The sequence below is a fragment of the Pseudomonas nicosulfuronedens genome, from assembly GCF_005877905.1.
GTDB classification, from domain to species: Bacteria; Pseudomonadota; Gammaproteobacteria; order Pseudomonadales; family Pseudomonadaceae; genus Pseudomonas; species Pseudomonas nicosulfuronedens.
In genome coordinates, this window is sequence record NZ_SWDV01000032.1 from 21,217 (window position 1) to 40,581 (window position 19,365).

Annotated in this window: 18 protein-coding genes; 5 read left to right on the forward strand and 13 right to left on the reverse strand. The window is 64.1% G+C overall.

All coding sequences use genetic code 11. The features are described 5' to 3' along the window. The first annotated feature begins 12 nt into the window (after positions 1–12). The gene (gene tsaD, locus FAS41_RS22245) at positions 13–1,038 is read left to right on the forward strand and encodes a tRNA (adenosine(37)-N6)-threonylcarbamoyltransferase complex transferase subunit TsaD (protein ID WP_138525586.1); all 1,026 of its coding nucleotides are present in this window, start codon (positions 13–15) and stop codon (positions 1,036–1,038) included. Between the two features lie 94 nt (positions 1,039–1,132). On the opposite strand, the gene plsY is transcribed toward tsaD, so the two are convergent. Further along, entirely contained in the window at positions 1,133–1,702 is a 570-nt protein-coding gene (plsY, locus tag FAS41_RS22250; RefSeq protein ID WP_138525587.1) for a glycerol-3-phosphate 1-O-acyltransferase PlsY, read from the reverse strand. Positions 1,703–1,782: 80 nt separating this feature from the next. On the opposite strand from plsY, the gene folB reads away from it, so the two are divergent. Both folB and folK read left to right on the forward strand, forming a co-directional pair. Then, positions 1,783–2,136: a dihydroneopterin aldolase gene (gene folB, locus FAS41_RS22255; RefSeq protein ID WP_138525588.1), complete on the forward strand. Its 354-nt coding sequence runs from the start codon at positions 1,783–1,785 to the stop codon at positions 2,134–2,136. Next, positions 2,127–2,663, forward strand: coding sequence for a 2-amino-4-hydroxy-6-hydroxymethyldihydropteridine diphosphokinase (folK, locus tag FAS41_RS22260; protein WP_138525589.1), 537 nt, complete (start codon positions 2,127–2,129; stop codon positions 2,661–2,663). The genes folB and folK overlap by 10 nt, the downstream gene beginning before the upstream one ends. Before the next feature lie 51 nt (positions 2,664–2,714). Here folK and FAS41_RS22265 read toward each other — a convergent pair whose 3' ends face one another. From FAS41_RS22265 to FAS41_RS22320, 12 genes are all read right to left on the reverse strand, one after another. Then, positions 2,715–3,944, reverse strand: a complete 1,230-nt coding sequence (locus FAS41_RS22265) for a multifunctional CCA addition/repair protein (RefSeq protein WP_138525590.1) — start codon at positions 3,942–3,944, stop codon at positions 2,715–2,717. Positions 3,945–4,095: 151 nt separating this feature from the next. Next, on the reverse strand, positions 4,096–4,605 hold the full coding sequence (locus tag FAS41_RS22270; protein ID WP_138525642.1) for a DUF4136 domain-containing protein: 510 nt from the start codon (positions 4,603–4,605) through the stop codon (positions 4,096–4,098). A 58-nt stretch (positions 4,606–4,663) separates the two neighbouring features. Then, on the reverse strand, positions 4,664–6,217 hold the full coding sequence (locus FAS41_RS22275; protein ID WP_138525591.1) for a SpoVR family protein: 1,554 nt from the start codon (positions 6,215–6,217) through the stop codon (positions 4,664–4,666). Then, positions 6,214–7,485, reverse strand: a complete 1,272-nt coding sequence (locus tag FAS41_RS22280) for a YeaH/YhbH family protein (protein WP_045212721.1) — start codon at positions 7,483–7,485, stop codon at positions 6,214–6,216. Before FAS41_RS22280 ends, FAS41_RS22275 begins: the two co-directional genes overlap by 4 nt. Before the next feature lie 104 nt (positions 7,486–7,589). Next, entirely contained in the window at positions 7,590–9,512 is a 1,923-nt protein-coding gene (locus tag FAS41_RS22285) for a PrkA family serine protein kinase (protein ID WP_045212719.1), read from the reverse strand. A gap of 288 nt (positions 9,513–9,800) precedes the next feature. Continuing rightward, positions 9,801–10,130: a thiosulfate sulfurtransferase GlpE gene (gene glpE / locus FAS41_RS22290; RefSeq protein ID WP_138525592.1), complete on the reverse strand. Its 330-nt coding sequence runs from the start codon at positions 10,128–10,130 to the stop codon at positions 9,801–9,803. Positions 10,131–10,173: 43 nt separating this feature from the next. Then, positions 10,174–10,998: a symmetrical bis(5'-nucleosyl)-tetraphosphatase gene (locus FAS41_RS22295; RefSeq protein ID WP_138525593.1), complete on the reverse strand. Its 825-nt coding sequence runs from the start codon at positions 10,996–10,998 to the stop codon at positions 10,174–10,176. Beyond that, positions 10,998–11,378 (reverse strand): Co2+/Mg2+ efflux protein ApaG, encoded by a 381-nt coding sequence (apaG, locus tag FAS41_RS22300; RefSeq protein WP_138525594.1) that lies wholly within the window; start codon positions 11,376–11,378, stop codon positions 10,998–11,000. The genes FAS41_RS22295 and apaG overlap by 1 nt, the downstream gene beginning before the upstream one ends. After that, the gene (gene rsmA / locus FAS41_RS22305; protein WP_138525595.1) at positions 11,375–12,202 is read right to left on the reverse strand and encodes a 16S rRNA (adenine(1518)-N(6)/adenine(1519)-N(6))-dimethyltransferase RsmA; all 828 of its coding nucleotides are present in this window, start codon (positions 12,200–12,202) and stop codon (positions 11,375–11,377) included. Before rsmA ends, apaG begins: the two co-directional genes overlap by 4 nt. Before the next feature lie 116 nt (positions 12,203–12,318). Then, positions 12,319–13,320 carry a 4-hydroxythreonine-4-phosphate dehydrogenase PdxA gene (gene pdxA / locus FAS41_RS22310; RefSeq protein WP_138525596.1) on the reverse strand — a complete coding sequence of 334 codons (1,002 nt, stop codon included), beginning with the start codon at positions 13,318–13,320 and terminating at the stop codon, positions 12,319–12,321. A 132-nt stretch (positions 13,321–13,452) separates the two neighbouring features. Further along, positions 13,453–14,745 (reverse strand): peptidylprolyl isomerase, encoded by a 1,293-nt coding sequence (locus FAS41_RS22315; protein ID WP_138525597.1) that lies wholly within the window; start codon positions 14,743–14,745, stop codon positions 13,453–13,455. After that, positions 14,726–17,542 carry an LPS-assembly protein LptD gene (locus FAS41_RS22320; RefSeq protein ID WP_138525598.1) on the reverse strand — a complete coding sequence of 939 codons (2,817 nt, stop codon included), beginning with the start codon at positions 17,540–17,542 and terminating at the stop codon, positions 14,726–14,728. Before FAS41_RS22320 ends, FAS41_RS22315 begins: the two co-directional genes overlap by 20 nt. Before the next feature lie 129 nt (positions 17,543–17,671). Between FAS41_RS22320 and FAS41_RS22325 the strand changes: the two genes are divergently transcribed. Together FAS41_RS22325 and murU are read left to right on the forward strand one after the other, a co-directional pair. Beyond that, positions 17,672–18,694: an aminoglycoside phosphotransferase family protein gene (locus FAS41_RS22325; RefSeq protein WP_138525599.1), complete on the forward strand. Its 1,023-nt coding sequence runs from the start codon at positions 17,672–17,674 to the stop codon at positions 18,692–18,694. Further along, positions 18,691–19,365 (forward strand): N-acetylmuramate alpha-1-phosphate uridylyltransferase MurU, encoded by a 675-nt coding sequence (gene murU / locus FAS41_RS22330; protein WP_138525600.1) that lies wholly within the window; start codon positions 18,691–18,693, stop codon positions 19,363–19,365. Before FAS41_RS22325 ends, murU begins: the two co-directional genes overlap by 4 nt.

The window sequence follows — 19,365 nt, forward strand, 5'->3', positions numbered from 1 at the left end:
AGGCTCAAACCCATGCTAGTGCTGGGGTTGGAAACCTCCTGCGACGAGACCGGCGTCGCCCTGTACGACAGCGAGAAAGGCCTGCTGGCCGACGCGCTGTTCAGCCAGATCGACCTGCACCGCGTATACGGTGGCGTGGTTCCCGAGCTGGCCTCCCGTGATCACGTCAAACGCATGCTGCCGCTGATTCGCCAGGTGCTGGACGATTCCGGCCGCACCGCCGAAGACATCGACGCCATCGCCTATACCGCCGGTCCCGGCCTGGTGGGGGCGCTGCTGGTCGGTGCGTCCTGCGCGCAGGCCATGGCGTTCGCCTGGGGTATACCGGCCGTCGGCGTGCACCATATGGAAGGCCACCTGCTGGCGCCGATGCTCGAAGAGCAGCCGCCGCAGTTCCCGTTCGTCGCCTTGTTGGTGTCCGGCGGCCACACCCAGCTGGTTCGCGTGGATGGCATCGGCCGTTACCAGGTGCTCGGCGAGTCGGTGGACGACGCTGCCGGCGAGGCCTTCGACAAGACCGCCAAGCTACTCGGCCTGACGTATCCCGGTGGCCCGGAGATCGCACGCCTGGCCGAGCTCGGTACCGCTGGTCGCTTCGTCTTCCCGCGTCCGATGACCGACCGTCCGGGCCTGGATTTCAGCTTCAGTGGCCTCAAGACCTTCGCCCTGAATACCTGGCAACGCTGCGTGGCCGAAGGCGACGACAGCGAGCAGACCCGCTGCGATATCGCCCTGGCATTCCAGACGGCAGTGGTTGAGACCCTGACCATCAAGTGCAAGCGCGCACTCAAGCAGACTCACCTGAAGAGTCTGGTGATCGCCGGTGGCGTCAGCGCCAACCAGGCCCTGCGCCAGCATCTGGAAAAGATGCTCGGTGAGATGAAGGGCCAGGTGTTCTACGCTCGCCCGCGCTTCTGCACCGATAACGGCGCGATGATCGCCTATGCTGGCTGCCAGCGGCTGTTGGCCGGGCAGCAGGACGGCCCGTCGATCGGCGTCCAGGCGCGTTGGCCAATGGAGTCGCTGCCGGCGATCTGAATAATGAAGCTGCAAACGACGCGGCCCATGCTCTGAGCGGCATGGGCCGCTTTTTCTCTTGCAGCGCGGTTCGCGGGTCTGGAAGCTCGCGGCTCTAGAAGTGACGTTCGCGTCCGGCGATCAGGTCGCGCAGGTTGTTGCGGTGACGCCAGACGATCAGGCCGGTAAGCACGGTCATTGGCAGCAGCGCCGAAGGTTCCTGCCAGGCCAGCAGCGGCAGTGTCAGTGGCGTGGCCACCAGGGAAGCGAGCGAGCTGGTGCGCGACAGCTTGAAGGTCACCAGCCAGGCCACGGCTGCGAGCAGGGCCGCCGGCGGGTACAGCGCCAGCAGCATGCCGGCAGCGGTGGCGACGCCCTTGCCGCCACGGAAGTTGAAATACAGCGGGTAGAGGTGACCGATCACCGCTGCGAGCCCGACCCAGGCCTGCTCCACGTCGGACAGGCCGATCATCCGGGCGATGAGTACCGGCAGCAGCCCCTTGGCGAGATCGCCCAGCAGGGTGAGGATGGCGATCTTCTTGCCGGCCAGGCGCAGCATGTTGGTGGCGCCGGGGTTGCCCGAGCCACTGGCGCGCGGGTCTGCGGTGCCGAACAGGCGACTGAGGAGTACCGCGAAGGACAGTGATCCGAGCAGGTAGGCGAGGATCGCCAAGAACCAGAACATGGTTTCCACCGGAGACGAGGTCGTTTCCGATTCTAACGGGGCGCCGGCCGCTTGTCGTGTCGCCTTGGAGCATGCAGTCAGTGGACAGAGTTTTCATCGAGGGGCTGGAAGTGGACACCGTGATCGGCGTCTATGACTGGGAACGGGGTATCCGGCAGTGCTTGCGCCTGGACCTGACGCTGGGCTGGGACAACCGCCCGGCGGCGGCCGACGACGACATCGCCAAGGCCCTGGACTATGCCGTGCTCTCCGAGCGAGTCATGGCTTTTGCTCGTGACGCGCACTTTCAACTGGTGGAAACCTTCGCCGAACGCCTGGCCGCGTTGCTGATGGCGGAGTTCGGCATCCAGTGGCTGCGCCTGAAAGTCACCAAGCCCGGCGCCGTAGCGGCCGCCATTGGCGTGGGTGTGGAGATCGAACGCGGATGCCGCTGACGACGGTCTACCTCGGGCTGGGCAGCAACTTCGACCGTGAGCGGCACCTGCTCGCCGGGTTGGAGGCGCTGGACGGCTTCCTTGAGGACATCCACTGCTCGCCGGTGTTCGAGAGCGAGCCGGTGGGCATTCGCAGTGGCCCGTTCTACAACTTCGTGATCGTCGCGCGCACCGATCTGCCATTGTCGGAGCTGAGCCTGCGCCTGAAGCACATCGAGGCGGACAACGGCCGCTATGCGCCGGAGCGCAAGGGCCTGCCGCTGGATATCGACGTGCTGCTGTATGGTGATCTGCACGGCGAGTTCGATGGACTGACGCTGCCGCGCGCCGAGGTGCTGAAGAACGCCTTCGTGCTCTGGCCGTTGGCGTTGCTGGCGCCCGAGGTGAAACACCCCGGCGTGAAACGCACCTTTGCCGACCTGTGGGTCGAGGCGCACATCGGCCAGAAACTCTGGCCGGTGGCGTTCCAGTGGCGTGGTGTGGATCTGACCCCGGCGGCGCTGATCGAGGCGCATCCGGCGGCCTAAGGGCTTTTCTGTAGGAGCGAGCAAGCTCGCTCCTACAGGGTTCCCGCAGATTCAGCTGGCGTAGTTTTCCTTGTAGGCCTTCAGGGCATTCAGCCGCTCACGCTTGAGCGCTTCGCCCAGTTCGGCGCCCTTGTACCCCTTCTCCACCAGCGGCTGCACCGCGACCGCGCGGGCGGCCTGCGCTGCGCCGCGCAGGTACTCGGCCTGCGGGTATTCGCGGTCTTCCAGTCCATGGCGGCCTCGGGCGTCCATCTCGCTGGCGGCGAGAAACTCCTCGAAGCGCTGCGGCCGGCGGTAGATGTCGAAGGACTGCAGTAGCTCCAGGAGGGTGTTCGGTCGCAGCTCCAACGCGCGGTGGCAGTGGGTGTGGTACTCGCCCACCAACCGCGCCAGCTCCTGGCAGTCCCGAGGGACCTTGAAGCGTGCGTTGATCGTGTCGATCAGCGGCAGGCCCAGGTGTTCGTGGGCGTGGTGCTTGGGCCACTCTTCCTCGCGGGTCTCGCCCTTGCCGACGTCATGCACCAGGCAGGCCCAGCGCACGCTCAGTGGCTGATCGTACTTGGCGCATTCGCGCAGCACCGCCAGCACGTGCTCACCAGTGTCCACTTCCGGGTGGTGCTGCGGTGGCTGCGGCACGCCGAACAGCGCATCGACTTCCGGCATCAGCACGGCCAGGGCGCCACAGTCGCGCAGCAACTGGATGAATACGTCCGGGCGAGATTCCATCAGGGCGCGGGAGATTTCCTTCCAGCTGCGTTCGGCGGTCAGTGCCTCCAGCTCACCGGATTCCGACAGCTCGCGCATCAGCGCCAGGGTTTCCGGGGCCACGGAGAAGCCCATTGGGGCGTAGCGCGCGGCGAAGCGGGCGACGCGCAGTACGCGCAGCGGGTCTTCGGCGAAGGCCGGGGAGACGTGGCGCAGCAGGCGGGCCTGAAGGTCCTTCTGGCCGTGGTAGGGGTCGACGATCTGCCCTTCGTCGTCCTCGGCCATGGCGTTGATGGTCAGGTCGCGGCGGATCAGGTCTTCTTCCAGGGTGACGTCGGGGCTGGCGTAGAAGGTGAAGCCGCCGTAGCCGCGTCCGCTTTTGCGCTCGGTGCGGGCGAGGGCGTATTCCTCGCCGGTCTTGGGGTGGAGGAATACCGGGAAGTCGGCGCCCACCGGGCGGTAGCCCTGGGCGAGCATCTCGTCGGCGCTGGAGCCGACCACGACCCAGTCGGTATCGCTGAAGGGGATGCCGAGCAGGCGATCGCGCACGGCGCCGCCCACCTTGTAGATCTGCATGAAGCTGTCTCCTGTTCTGGGGGATAGCTTCGGGGTTCTGGGCGTTCGCTTCAAGTTGAGGTGTTGGTGTTGGGCGGTTCGCGAGCAAGCTCGCTCCTACAAAAGACGGTGCTCGCCCTGGCTGTAGGATCGAGCTTGCTCGCGAACGGAGTTACGGGCTAGCAGCGGGAATCTGTTGCACGAGAGCGCCGATGGCGTCCTGCAGCAGGGTGGCGCTGGCATGCGCGGGGCTAAGGCCGGTGCTGACGGTGCCTTCCCAGAGCGTCTGCTCCTGCGCATCGGTCAGGCGCAGGCGCAGGGTGCCGGTTTCATCACGCAGGCGGTGGATGGCGAGGTAAGGCCCGAGTGGGTCGGGCGGCGGCACGTCGACCTTGAACTCCAGCGGCGCGTCCTGGAGCGCCAGCCAGTAGTAGACGCGCAGTTGCGGCGCCGCGCTTTCGCGGTAGCCGCGCTCGATCAGGCCCTGGCGCACCTGGGCATTGATCAGCGGATAACGGCTGCGGTAGGGCAGGGCGTCGACGGCGTTTTCCGGCGGCATCAGCTGGAAATCGCGCAACCCGACCAAGCGCGCATCGGCCGGATGCGCGACCTGGGCGTGCGGGACTGGGTTGCTGCAGGTGGCGACAGCAAGGCAGAGCAGGAGAATGGCGAACAGGCGCATGGCGGTCTCCAGCGGGGTTGCCGCCATGCTTGTCACGCCTGCTGCCCCGGTCAACCGATCAAATGGGTGGGATGATCAGGTCGAGACGCGGGTAGCCTTCCTCGCTGTCGCGTTCACCCTTTGGGGGCATGTGGAAGGTGTTGACGATGTTCTCGCCCTGCAGGGTCTCCAGGTGGATGTCGAAGCCCCACAGGCGGTGCAGGTGCCTGAGTACGTCGTCGGTGGATTCGCCCAGGGGTTTGCGGTCGTGCTGCTGGTGGCGCAGGGTCAGCGAGCGGTCGCCGCGGCGGTCTACGTCCCAGATCTGGATGTTCGGCTCGCGGTTGCCAAGGTTGTACTGCGCAGCGAGGGTTTCGCGGATCTTGCGGTAGCCGTCGTCGTCGTGGATGGCGTCGACCAGCATGTCGTCCTTCTGGTCGTCGTCGAGGATGCTGAACAGCTTGAACTCGCGGATCACCTTGGGTGAGAGGAACTGCAGGACGAAGCTTTCGTCCTTGAAGCTCTTCATGGCGAATTTCATGGTGGCCAGCCAGTCGCTCCCGGCGATGTCGGGGAACCAGCGTTTGTCTTCCTCGGTGGGGTGCTCGCAGATACGGCGAATGTCGCGGTACATGGCGAAGCCCAGCGCATAGGGGTTGATGCCGCTGTAGTAGGGGCTGTCGAAGCCGGGCTGGTAGACCACGCTGGTGTGGTACTGGAGGAACTCCATCATGAAGCCGTCACTGACCAGGCCCTCGTCATAGAGGTCGTTGATCAGGGTGTAGTGCCAGAAGGTTGCCCAGCCTTCGTTCATGACCTGGGTCTGGCGTTGCGGGTAGAAGTACTGCGCCACCTTGCGCACGATGCGCACGATTTCGCGCTGCCAGGGTTCCAGCAGCGGGGCGTTCTTTTCGATGAAGTAGAGGATGTTTTCCTGCGGCTCGCTGGGATAGCGGGCCAGGCCCTGCTCCTTGTCCTTGCCGCCGGCCTTGGGAATGGTCCGCCAAAGGTCGTTGACCTGGCGCTGGATCTGTTCCTCGCGCTCCTTCTGGCGCTGCTTCTCTTCCTCGGCGGAAATCGGGTAGGGCCGCTTGTAGCGGTCCACACCGTAGTTCATCAGGGCGTGGCAGGAGTCCAGCAGGTCTTCTACGGCGTCGATGCCGTAACGCTCCTCGCACTTGTTGATATAGGACTTGGCGAACACCAGGTAGTCGATGATCGAAGTGGCGTCGGTCCAGGTGCGGAACAGGTAGTTGCCCTTGAAGAAGCTGTTGTGCCCGTAGCAGGCGTGGGCGATCACCAGCGCTTGCATGCACTGGGTGTTCTCTTCCATCAGGTAGGCGATGCACGGGTCGGAGTTGATCACGATCTCGTAGGCCAGGCCCATCTGACCTCGCTTGTAGTTCTTTTCCGTGCTGAGGAAATGCTTTCCGTAGGACCAATGGTTGTAACCGATGGGCATGCCGACGGAGGCATAGGCATCCATCATCTGCTCGGCGGTGATCACCTCGATCTGGTTGGGGTAGGTGTCCAGCGCGTAGCGCTCGGCGAGACGGCTTATCTCGCGGTCGTATTGCTGGATCAGCTCGAAGGTCCACTCCGAGCCGGTGGCGATCGGCTGGCGCTTGCTCATGCGACGAGCCTCCTCTGGAACAGCTCGCGGAACACCGGGTAGATGTCCGAGGCGGAGACGATCTGCTGCTGGGCGAAGCTGTCTTCGAAGGTATCGCGGATCTTCTCGTACTCGAACCACAGCGCCTGGTGCTCGCGCGGGGTGATCTCGACGTAGGTGTAGTACTGGACGAACGGCATGATCTGCTTCATCAGGATGTCGCGGCAGACCGGCGAGTCGTCGTTCCAGTTGTCGCCGTCCGAGGCCTGGGCGGCGTAGATGTTCCATTCATTGGTGGGATAACGCTCGGCCATCACCTCCTGCATCAGCTTCAGGGCGCTGGAGACGATGGTCCCGCCGGTCTCGCGGGAATAGAAGAACTCTTCCTCGTCCACCTCGCGGGCACTGGTGTGGTGGCGGATGAACACGACCTCGATCTTCTCGTAGTTCCGCTTGAGGAACAGGTAGAGAAGGATGAAGAAGCGCTTGGCGATGTCCTTGGTGGCCTGGGTCATCGAGCCGGAGACGTCCATCAGGCAGAACATCACGGCCTTGGAGGTCGGGTTGGGCTGCTTTACCAGCAGGTTGTACTTGAGGTCGAAGGTGTCAAGGAACGGCACCTTGTCGATGCGCGCACGCATGCCGGCGATCTTCTGCTCCAGCTCCTGGATGTCGCCGAGGTTGTCCGGCTCCTCGCGCTTGAGGCGATCCAGCTCCGCTATTGCCGCGCGCAATTTCCCGCGGGTGGAGCCGGACAGCGCGATGCGGCGAGCGTGGGCCGAGCGCAGGGTGCGTACGATGTTGATGCGCGAAGGGTTGCCTTCGTTGCTGATGCCGGCGCGCACGGTCTTGAAGGTGTCACTGCCGGTGAGGTGGCGCTTGACCAGGTTGGGCAGCTCCAGGTCCTCGAACATGAAGTCGAGGAATTCCTCCTGGGTGATCTGGAAGACGAAGTCATCCATCCCGTCGCCCTGGTTGCTCGCCTTGCCGGCGCCCCGACCTCCACCGCCGCCCTGGGGGCGCGGGATGTGTTCGCCGGTGGTGAATTCCTTGTTGCCGGGGTGGATCACCGTCTGGCGACCGCCACGACCATGGTGCAGGACCGGCTCGTCGATATCGCGGCCAGGAATACTGATCTGCTCGCCGTGTTCCATGTCGGTGATGGAGCGGCGGCTGACGGCCTCTTCGACGGCCTTCTTGATGTGCTCGCGGTAACGCCGCAGGAAGCGCTGGCGGTTCACCGTGCTCTTGTTCTTGCCGTTCAGACGCCGGTCGATGACGTAGCTCATGAATGCTCCTCAGGGCCTGCTGCGCAGCGGCGTGGAGCCGCCAAGGACAGGTCCGAATGCGACGGCGACCGGCGCGGCGGGAATACCGCCGCGCCGATGGCAGACTACTGCGACTTGCGAACCCGCAGATACCATTCCGACAGCAGGCGCACCTGCTTCTCGGTGTAGCCGCGCTCGACCATGCGTTTGACGAAGTCGTTGTGCTTCTGCTGATCCTCCTTGCTTGCCTTGGCGTTGAAGCTGATGACCGGCAGCAGGTCCTCGGTGTTGGAGAACATTTTCTTCTCGATCACCACGCGCAGCTTCTCGTACGACAGCCAGCTGGGGTTCTTGCCGTTGTTGCCGGCGCGGGCGCGCAGCACGAAGTTGACGATCTCGTTGCGGAAGTCCTTCGGGTTGCTGATGCCTGCCGGTTTCTCGATCTTCTCCAGCTCCTCGTTGAGGGCGGCGCGGTTGAGGATCTCGCCGGTTTCCGGATCGCGGTACTCCTGGTCCTGGATCCAGAAGTCGGCGTACAGCACGTAGCGGTCGAAGATGTTCTGGCCGTACTCGCTGTAGGACTCCAGGTACGCAGTCTGGATTTCCTTGCCGATGAATTCGACGTAGCGCGGCGCCAGGTATTCCTTCAGGAAGCGCAGGTAACGCTCGCGGGTCTCCGGCGGGAACTGCTCCTGTTCGATCTGTTGTTCCAGCACGTAGAGCAGGTGTACCGGGTTTGCGGCGACTTCATGCGGATCGAAGTTGAACACCTTGGAAAGGATCTTGAAGGCGAAGCGGGTGGAAAGCCCGGACATGCCTTCGTCGACCCCTGCGGTGTCGCGGTATTCCTGGATCGACTTGGCCTTGGGATCGGTGTCCTTGAGGTTTTCACCGTCGTAGACGCGCATCTTCGAGTAGATGTTGGAGTTTTCCGGCTCCTTCAGGCGCGACAGCACGGAGAACTGCGAGAGCATCTTCAGGGTGTCCGGTGCGCAGTGGGCGTGCGCCAGGGAGCTGTTGATCAGCAGCTTGTCGTAGATCTTGATCTCATCGGAGACGCGCAGGCAGTACGGCACCTTGACGATGTAGATCCGGTCGATGAAGGCCTCGTTGTTCTTGTTGTTGCGGAAGCTGTGCCATTCCGATTCGTTGGAGTGGGCGAGGATGATGCCGCTGTAGGGCAGGGAACCGAGGCCTTCGGTGCTGTTGTAGTTGCCTTCCTGGGTTGCGGTGAGCAAGGGGTGCAGGACCTTGATCGGCGCCTTGAACATCTCGACGAATTCCATCAGGCCCTGGTTGGCCCGGCACAGCGCACCCGAGTAGCTGTAGGCATCGGCGTCGTTCTGCGGGAATTCTTCCAGCTTGCGGATATCCACCTTGCCGACCAGCGCAGAGATGTCCTGGTTGTTCTCGTCGCCAGGTTCGGTCTTGGCGATGGCGATCTGGTTGAGAATCGAGGGGTGCAGCTTGACCACGCGGAACTGGCTGATGTCGCCACCGAATTCGTTGAGGCGCTTGGTGGCCCAGGGCGACATGACCGAGCGCAGGTAGCGGCGCGGGATGCCGTAGTCTTCCTCGAGGATGGCGCCGTCTTCGTCCGGGTTGAACAGCCCCAGGGGCGACTCGAACACTGGCGAGCCCTTGATCGCGTAGAAGGGCACGTGCTCCATCAGTTGCTTGAGCTTTTCGGCGAGGGAGGATTTACCGCCGCCGACCGGGCCCAGGAGGTAAAGGATCTGCTTCTTCTCTTCCAGGCCTTGGGCGGCGTGGCGGAAGAAGGAGACGATCTGGTCGATGCATTCTTCCATGCCATGGAAGTCGGCAAAGGCCGGGTAGCGACGTATCACCTTGTTGGAGAATATTCGCGACAGGCGGGAATCGACGGATGTGTCGAGTAGTTCAGGCTCGCCGATGGCCATCAGTATCCGCTCGGCGGCGGTGGCGTAGGCGATCTTGTCCTGCTTGCAGAGATCCAGGTACTCCTGGAGGGAGTACTCTTCTTGACGGGTCGCTTCGAAGCGTTCCTGGAAGTGACTGAAAATGCTCATGACGTCTCCTCGCTCGATGCATGGAGCCGGCGCCGGATCGGTCTGTGCGGGTGCGGTCGGGCTGCCAGTGCTTACCGGCGAGAATCCCCCAGAACTCCAACGGAACCTGGCCACTGCCCTGAACCGCCCCAATGGTCACTGCCGATTAACCGGAAGCCGGTGTGCCGGCTCTCCCTTTTTTGGATGGCCTGAGGGAAAGGATAGTTCGTTCTTCGGTGTGTAAAGGACGAAAGAGCGAGAAGTTACAGATTTTTTGAAGGGGCTAATCCGCCCCTTTCGTAGGGGCTTTCAGTCAGAGCCGCCGACGCTGGTATCCGCGGGATAGACGCCGCGCCACAGCTCGAAGCCGCCATCGAGGCTGTAGACCTCGGAGAAGCCCTGCTGGACGAAATAGGCTGCCGCGCTCTGGCTGGAGTTGCCGTGGTAGCAGACCACGACCAGCGGTGCATCCATGTCGGCCTCGCGGATGAAGTCGGCCACCGAGTAGTTGTCGATGTGCCGCGAGCCGCTGATATGGCCTGCCGCGTAGCTCTGTGGATCGCGGATGTCGACGACCTGGGCGCCGCTTTCGCGCAGTTGCTGGGCCTGGTCGGGGGCGATGCGCTTGAATTCGCTCATGGGGTTTACCTCGCAAGGCGCGGAGCCTTTGGCTCCGCTGCAATCATTCTGGTTTATCGGCGCAGCTGCAATGGATGCGCTCGAGGGTATCGACGTTCATCAGCGTCATGCTGCCGCCCCACACGCAACCGGTGTCGAGGGCGAACAGGCCGGGGACATCACACTGGCCTTCCAGCGCGGCCCAGTGGCCGAAGATGATCTTGCGCCCGGCGGCCTTGCGCTCGGCGTAGCTGAACCAGGGGGCGTAGCCGGGCGGCGCGGTGTCCAGGCCTTCCTTGGATTTCAGGTCGAGCTTGCCGTCGGGTGTGCAGAAGCGCATGCGCGTGAAGTAGTTGGTGATCACCCGCAGGCGCGCGATGCCATGCAGCTTCTTGTCCCACTTGGCCGGCTCGTTGCCGTACATGCCATCGAGGAACATCGGCAACTGGGTATCGTCGCGCAGGGCGGCTTCGACCTCGGCGGCGCGTTGCAGGGCCTTGTCGATATCCCACTGCGGCGGGATGCCGGCGTGCACCAGGGTCATGTCACGCTGGGCGTCGTGGTGGACCAGCGGCATCTGTCGCAGCCATTCGATCAGCTGCGCGCAGTCCGGCGCCTCGACGATCTCGCGCAGGGTGTCGTTCTTCTTCAGGCGCTCGGCGTTGTAGGCGACGGCAATCAGGTGAAGGTCATGGTTGCCCAGTACGCAGACCAGCGAATCGCGAATGGAATAAAGGAAGCGCAGGGTCTCCAGCGACGCCGGGCCACGGTTGACCAGGTCGCCTACCAGCCACAGCTTGTCGTGTGCCGGGTCGAACTTCACCTGCTCCAGCAGGCACTTGAGCGGTTCCAGGCAGCCCTGCAGGTCGCCGACGGCGTAGGTGGCCATCAGTGCAGTGCCCCCGGTACGGCGAGGCGGAACGCCGGGATGTCTGCGTCGAAGTGATGACCGTCCGCGGCGACCATCTGGTAGCTGCCGTGCATGCTGCCGACCTTGGTCGCCATCACGGTGCCGCTGGTATAGGTGTGACTGGCGCCCGGCTCTATCAGCGGCTTCTCGCCGACCACACCGGCGCCGCGCACTTCCTGCACGTGGCCGTCGCCGTCGGTGATGATCCAGTGGCGGGTCAGCAGCTTGGCGGCCAGCTCGCCGTGGTTGTGGATGGTCACGGTGTAGGCGAATACGTAGCGCTGCTGTTCCGGCTGGGACTGTTCAGGCAGGTGGCGGGTGGTGACGCTGACGCTGACCTGGTAGCGGGGGTCGCTCATGCGCTCGGTCCTTGCTCGGCTTCCGGGTGGGTTTCGCTGTAGCGGTTAGCCAGGCTGACGAAGTCGGCAACGCTCAGTTGCTCGGGGCGCAGCGTCGGGTCGACGCCGGCGGCTTCGATGTCCTCGACGCTCATCAGCGTGCGCAGGGTATTGCGCAGGGTCTTGCGGCGCTGGTTGAAGGCTTCGCGGACGATACGCTCCAGAACGCGGTGATCCTTGGCCGGATGGGGCGGCTCAGCGTAGGGCACCAGGCGGACGATGGCCGACTCGACCTTGGGCGGCGGGTTGAACGCGCCAGGGCCGACGGTGAACAGGTAATCCACGCGGCAGAAGTACTGCACCATGATCGACAGGCGACCCCAGTCGCCATTGCCTGGCTCGGCGGCCAGGCGCTCCACCACTTCCTTCTGCAGCATGAAGTGCATGTCCTGGATGAGCGAGGCGTGGTCCAGGAGGTGGAAGATCAGCGGAGTGGAGATGTTGTAGGGCAGGTTGCCGACTACGCGCAGCTTGTCCTCGGGAGTGGCTACCAGGCTGGAGAAGTCGAACTTCATGGCGTCGCCCTGGTGCAGGCTGAAGTTGGGCTTCAGGCCGAAGCGCCATTTCAGCTGCGGGATCAGGTCCAGGTCGAGCTCGATCACGTCGAGCTTCGCGCCGCTGTCCACCAGGCCCTCGGTCAGGGCGCCCTGGCCCGGGCCGATTTCCAGCAGGTGCTGGCCTTCCTTGGCGGCGATGGCGCGCAGGATCTTGTGAATCACCCCGGCGTCATGCAGGAAGTTCTGCCCAAAGCGTTTGCGGGCGCGGTGCTGGAAGAGTTCGGACATCGAAGGCTCCGGAGAGCAGCCGGGCGCTTGCGGCGGCCGGCTGGAGGCGGAAAAACCATCAGTTTACCAGCCCGGCGCGGCCAGCACGAAACGCTGGCCGAACGGAATGCCCGGGATCAGCGCGCGCCGGTGCCGGCTTCGGCCATCTGGTAGGCGGTTTCCAGGGCGACCTGCAGGCTGCCACTGTCGATTCGCCCGGTGCCGGCCAGGTCCAGCGCGGTGCCGTGGTCCACCGAGGTGCGGATGATCGGCAGGCCCAGCGTCACGTTCACTGCAGCGCCGAAGCCCTTGTACTTGAGCACCGGCAGGCCCTGGTCGTGGTACATGGCCAGCACGGCGTCGCAGTGTTCCAGGTGCTTGGGAGTGAACAGCGTATCGGCCGGCAGCGGGCCTATCAGTTGCATGCCTTCGGTGCGCAGGCGTTCCAGGGTTGGCTCGATCACGTCGATCTCTTCGTGGCCGAGGTGGCCGCCTTCGCCGGCATGGGGGTTCAGGCCGCAGACGAGGATGCGCGGATTGGCCAGGCCGAACTTGTCGCGCAGGTCCGCATGGAGGATGCGGGTAACGCGCTCCAGGCGATTGGCTGTGATGGCATCGGCGATCTGCCGCAGCGGCAGGTGGGTGGTGACCAGCGCGACGCGCAGGCCGCGGGTGGCGAGCATCATCACTACCTGGGCGGTGTGGGTGAGGTCGGCGAGGAATTCGGTGTGGCCAGAGAAGGCGATACCAGCCTCGTTGATCACACCCTTGTGCACCGGTGCGGTGATCATCCCGGCGAAGTGTCCGTCCAGGCAGCCCTGGCCGGCGCGGGTCAGGGTCTCCAGCACATAGGTGGCGTTGGCCTGGTTCAGCTTGCCCGGTTCGACGGGGGCGGCCAGCGGGGTATCCCAGACATACAGGGTGCCTGCCGGGGCGGCAGCGCTGGGCCAATGACCGGGAGCGACGTCTTGCAGGTCGATGTCCAACCCCAGCAGGGCGGCGCGCTGTGCCAGCAGGTCACGGCTGGCGACGGCGACCAGCGGGTGCGGTTGCGCTTCGCGAGCCAGCAGCAGACAGAGGTCGGGGCCGATGCCGGCGGGCTCGCCGGGGGTGAGGGCGAAAAGGTGGGGAGTGCTCATCAGGGGGGCTCTCGAATCGGTATTTGCAGCGGATGGCTCTACTCTACGACGAAGCCCTCGTTCTTCGAAGCTTTCGGCGGGCAAAAAGAAACCCGGCCTTGGCCGGGTTTCTTCTTGAGCGACTCGCGCTGCTTACTGCTTGATCTCGACGTAGGCTTCGTCGCGGATTTGGCGCAGCCAGGCCTGCAGTTCCTCGTCGTACTTGCGTGCGCGAAGGGTCTGCGCGGCTTGTTGCTCGCGGAACTTGTCGCTGCTGTCGGTGGCGCGGCGACCGAGGACTTCCAGCACGTGCCAGCCGAACGGCGAGCGGAACGGCTTGGTGACCTGGCCTTGTGGCGCGTTGTTCATTACCTCGCGGAATTCCGGTACCAGGGATTCCGGGTCGACCCAGTTGAGGTCGCCACCGTTGAGCTTGGAGCCCGGGTCTTCGGAGAACTTCTTCGCCAGATCAGCGAAGCTTTCACCGGCCTGGATGCGCTCGTAGAGCTTCTCGGCCAGTTGCTGAGTCGCTTCCTCGCTGCGGATTTCGCTGGGCTTTAGAAGGATGTGGCGGACGTGGACTTCGTCACGCAGCATCTTGCTGCCGCCACGCTTCTCTTCCAGCTTGAGGATGATGAAGCCGCCGGGGCCGCGCAGGGGCTCGGTAACGTCACCCACAGCGAGGCTGCCGACCATGGTGTCGAACGGAGAGGGCAACTGGGCGGCCTTGCGCCAGCCGATCTCGCCGCCCTCCAGGGCGTTGTCGCCGGCGGAACGGGCGACGGCCATCTGGTTGAAGTCCGCGCCCTGCTTGAGTTGCTGGTACATCTCGGCAGCTTGACGGGCAGCGGCCTGGACGGTTTCAGGCGAAGCGCTGTCCGGCACCGGGATCACGATATTGGCCAGGCGATACTCTTCCGAGAGCTGGATCTTGCCCAGGTCCGAAGCCAGGAAGTTCTGCACCTCCTGCTCGCTGACCTGGATGCGCTCGGCCACGCGGCGCTGGCGCACACGGCTGATGATCATCTCGCGGCGCACCTGCTCGCGGGCCTCGTCATACGACAGGCCGTCGTGGGCGAGGGCGGCGCGGAACTGATCCAGGCTCATGTTGTTGCGCTGGGCAATGGTGCCCATGGCCTGGTTCAGCTCTTCATCGGTAATGCGCACGCCGGAGCGGTCACCGATCTGCAACTGGATGTTCTCGATGATCAGACGCTCGAGCACTTGCTGGGTCAGCACATGCTCGGGCGGCAGCGGCGCGCCGCGCTTCTGGATGGTTGCACGGACTTCGCGCAGGCGCTGGTCCAGCTGGCTCTGCATCACCACGTCGTTATCGACGATGGCGACTACACGGTCCAGCGGAACCACTTCGGCGTGCACGACGGAACTTGCCAACAGCGCGCCCAGCATCAGCGGGCGCAGGGCCTTACATAGCATTGTCTTCACGTTGACGATAACCCTGGATACCTTGGTCGAGGAAGCCTTCCACCTGGTTGCCAACCACGCCGCCAAGGCCTTTCAAGACGATTTGCAGGAAAACACCGTGGTCGGCCTTGGACGTCGAGGTCACGAACTGCTCGTCGTCGTAGTCGACCCAGTAGCGATTGATCAGGCGCAGTTTCCAGCAGCAGCTGTCGTACTCGAAGCCACCGAAGGCTTCCAGCGTGCGGCTCTGGTTGTAGTCGAACTGCCAGCGGCCAATGGCGGCCCACTGCGGCAGGACCGGCCAGATGAACGAGAAGTCATGCTGTTCGATCTTGTACTCGTCGCTGCCGTATTCGAACTGCCCGGTGTTGGGGTTGAAACGCTTGCTGTCCGCACGATAGCGGTAGCCGACGTTGAGCACCTTGCGAGGATCGGCTTCGGGCTGATAGTGGAACATCAGGTTGCCGTTGTCGGTCTGGTGCGTGTTCGGGTTCCAGTTGTAGTCCGAGCTGGCGAACCAGTCATGGTTGAAGCGGTAGATGCCGGTCAGCGCGTACGGCGAACGCCAGGTATCGGCATCGGCATTGTCCACGGTGGAATTCGGGTGGACCGCGTTGTAGTTGCGGATGTAGGTGTCGGTCAGGCCTGGCAGTTGTACGCGGCGGTCGCTGAAGTAGTAGATCTGTCCAGCCGCGAGGTAGGCGCGCTCGAAACCGTTGTCCTCGATGAAGCGGGTGCCGACGCCCAGGGAGAGCTGGTTGGCATCGCCGATGCGGTCACGGCCGGTGAAGCGGTTTTCACGCCACAGCGAGTCGTAGCTGAAGGTGAATTCGCCGGTATCGAAGGTCGGCAGGTCGTCCTGGTCCTTGTACGGGACGTACAGGTACATCGCCCGCGGTTCCAGGGTCTGACGGAACTTGGTGCCGCCGATGGTGGTGTCGCGGTCGAAGTACAGGCCGCTGTCCAGCTTGGCGAGGCCCAGCGAACGGTCGGGGCTGCTATCAAAGCTGACTTCGCCGTAGTTCGGATGGAGCACATCCTTGCCTGCCAGCTGGTTTTTGCCGGTACTGTCCAGGTCCAGGTCGTACTTGGTATACAGCGCCTTGACGGTCGGAGTCAGGAAGCCCCAGCTGCGGTTCATCGGCAGACTGATGCCTGGCTCTGCGTGGAAGCGATCGCCGTTGGCACGCGCCAGGCCGCTGATATTGGTATCCGGACGCGGGTAGAGCGTCGGGTTGTCGATATCGATGCGGTAGTAGCCTTCATCCAGGTCGCGGTCGAAGCGCACTGCTTCGGTGCTGTAGGTGAAGTTCAGACCGCCCGGATTGAACGGCAGCCGGCCATCCAGCGTGAGCTGCGGCAGGCGATCGTACGGAGTGACGTCGGTCACGGTCGCCAGCTGGTAGGACTGCGCATTCAGGCGGGCGGTGTAGCTGTCGCCACGGTAGGTCAGCGAGCCCTGCTGGTTCACGTAGGTCGGAGTGCCGATACCCAGCGAGGTGTCCAGATCCTGGAAGTAGTAGGGGTCGCTGATGCGGGTGTAGTCCACCTGCGCCAGCCAGCGGGAATCCAGGCCGCTGGTGTTTTTCCAGCCATACAGCCAACGGGTGTCGGTGTACTGCGGGAAGTCTTCGCGGTCATCGTTCTTGTCGTTCAGGTAGGCGGCGTTGACCTGGCCTTCGCTGCTGCGGGTCAGGTAGCGGAACTCGCCTTCCATCAGCAGGCCGCGCTTGACCATGTAGTGCGGGTACAACGTGGCGTCATAGTTGGGCGCCAGGTTGAAGTAGTACGGCGTGGTCAGCGTGAAGCCGGTGTCGGTCGAGCTGGCGAAGGAAGGCGCCAGGAAGCCGGATTGACGACGGTTGTCGATCGGGAAGTAGATATACGGGGTGTAGAAGACCGGAATGTCCTTCACCCGCAGGGTCGCGTTGGTCGCGGTGCCGAAGCCGGTGGCCGGGTTCAGCTTGATGTTGTTGCCCTTGAGGACCCAGGCGTTGCTGCTCGGTTCGCAGCGGGTGTAGGTGCCGTCCTTGAGCTGGATGATCGCGTCTTCCTGGCGCTTGGCGTACAGCGCGCTGCCGCGGATCTGCGCCTGGTGCATGACGTACTCGGCGTTGTCGATCTTCGCCGCGCCGTTGTCCAGTTGCAGTTCGGCGTGGTCGCCGACGATCAGCGCGCCGTTGTCGCGCAGCTTGACGTTGCCGACCAGCTCGCCGCGGTTCTCGGCCTGGTGCAGGTTGGCCTCGTCGGCCTCCACCTGCATGCTGCCCTGGCGCAGGACCACGTTACCCGCGAGGGTGGCGACCTGTTTTTCCTGCTCGTAGCGGGAGACCTTGGCCGAAACGTAGGTCGGGGCCTCGTCGTTCGGCGTCTTGTCGTTCATGCCCGGGCGGGTCGGCTCGACGTAGGCGCCGCTGCAGTACGGGCCCATTTCCGCCTGCTGGGCAGCGGTGAGCTTGTCACGCGGGATCCAGTCGAGGTGGCTGTAGTCGCTGCTGCGCGACTTCAGGCCGCGCCCGCTGGACTCGGTGACCAGCTGTTTGGGCTCTTCGCCAGCGCTGCTCGAGCTGCTCGAGGACTTCGAGCCGCTGGCGGCAGCGGTGCCGCCGGCGCTGACCGAGCTGGCGCCGTGCTGTGGACGCGGTACGCTGCTGGCGCTGTTCTGCGAGGAGCAGTCCCAGGCGCCAGACGCGGAGGGCTGGCAGGCGAACTGCTCGCCGGGTGCCGCGGTCACAGTGGCGAGCGGTTGGATAGCCAGCAGGCCACCGGTCACCAGTAAGGGGAATTTTCTACGGAACACGGGGAAATTCACTGCCATCTTGTTAATCCGGGCTTCCTGCGAGCCTTCAGCCCAAAACGGGCCGCACGCCTATCGATGGGCTCAAAAAGATGCTGGATAATAAAGCATGACCCGCGCAACGGCTAGGGCCGTGGAGAACCCATAAAGATGTCACAGGATGCCCGTTACCAGCAGATGATCGGCTGGTTGGACTTGAGTTTGCCCGCAGTGTTCAACGCGCAGGGCTGGGGCCAGGTGCCCGAAGCGAGCCTTACCGCGGCCAGCAGCGACGCCAGCTTCCGCCGCTATTTCCGCTGGCAGGGCGAGGGTCGCAGCCTGATCGTGATGGACGCGCCGCCGCCCCAGGAAGACTGCAGACCCTTCATCAAGGTCGCCGGTCTGCTGGCTGAAGCGGGTGTGCATGTTCCGAAGATTCTGGCCGAGGACGTCGAGCAGGGCTTCCTGCTGCTCGATGATCTGGGTCGCCAGACCTACCTGGATGTACTCACCGCGCAGAACGCCGAGGAGCTGTTCGAGGACGCCCTCGACGCCCTGGTGGCCTTCCAGCAGGTCGACGTTGCCGAGCGCCTGCCGGCCTACGATGAGGCCCTGTTGCGCCGCGAGCTGCAGCTGTTTCCCGACTGGTACCTGCAGCGCCACCTTGGCGTGACCCTCGAAGGTGAGCAGCTCGCGCGCTGGGAGCGTACCTGCGACCTGCTGGTGCAGAGCGCCCTGGAGCAGCCGCGTGTATTCGTGCACCGCGACTACATGCCGCGCAACCTGATGCTCAGCGAGCCGAACCCCGGCATCCTGGATTTCCAGGATGCGGTCTACGGCCCGGTGACCTACGACGTGACCTGCCTTTATAAGGACGCCTTCCTCAGTTGGCCCGAGCCGCGCGTGCACGACGGCCTCTCGCGTTACTGGCGCAAGGCCCAGGCTGCCGGTGTCCCGCTGCCGGACAGCTTCGAGAGCTTCTTCCGCGCCAGCGACCTGATGGGTGCCCAGCGCCACTTGAAGGTGATCGGTATCTTTGCGCGCATCTGCCACCGTGATGGCAAGCCACGCTACCTGGGCGACGTACCTCGCTTCTTCCGTTACCTGGAAAGCGTCATCGCGCGCCGACCGGAACTGGCCGACCTCGCTGCATTGCTGGCCAGCCTGCCCAAAGACGAGACACACCCCGCATGAAGGCCATGATCCTCGCCGCGGGCAAGGGTGAACGCCTGCGCCCGCTGACCCTGCATACACCCAAGCCGCTGGTGCGTGCTGGTGGTGTGCCGCTGATTGAGTACCAGCTGCAGGCGCTGCGCCGGGCCGGATTCGATCAATTGGTGATCAATCACGCCTGGCTCGGCCAGCAGATCGAGGATCACCTGGGCGACGGTTCGGCTTTTGGCGTGGACATTCGCTACTCGCCCGAGGGCGAACCGCTGGAAACCGGCGGCGGTATCTTCAAGGCGCTGCCACTGCTGGGGGACGAGGCATTCGTCATCGCCAATGGCGACATCTGGACCGACTTCGATTACGCGGGCCTGCACGGCGCGTTGGCCGAAGACGACCTGGTGCACCTGGTGCTGGTGGATAACCCCGGCCACCACAGTCGAGGTGATTTCTGCCTGAGTGAAGGTCGCGTCAGCGATTACCGCGAAGGTCAGCCCAGTCTGACCTACAGTGGCATCGCCATCCTCCGTCCCGAGCTGTTCGCGGGCTGCAAGCCCGGTGCCTTCAAGCTGGCGCCACTGTTGCGCCAGGCCATGGAGGCCGGTCGGGTGGGCGGCGTCCATCATCGTGGACGCTGGATTGACGTCGGCACCCACGAGCGCCTGGCAGAAGTCGAACGCCAACTGGCGGAGGGCTGA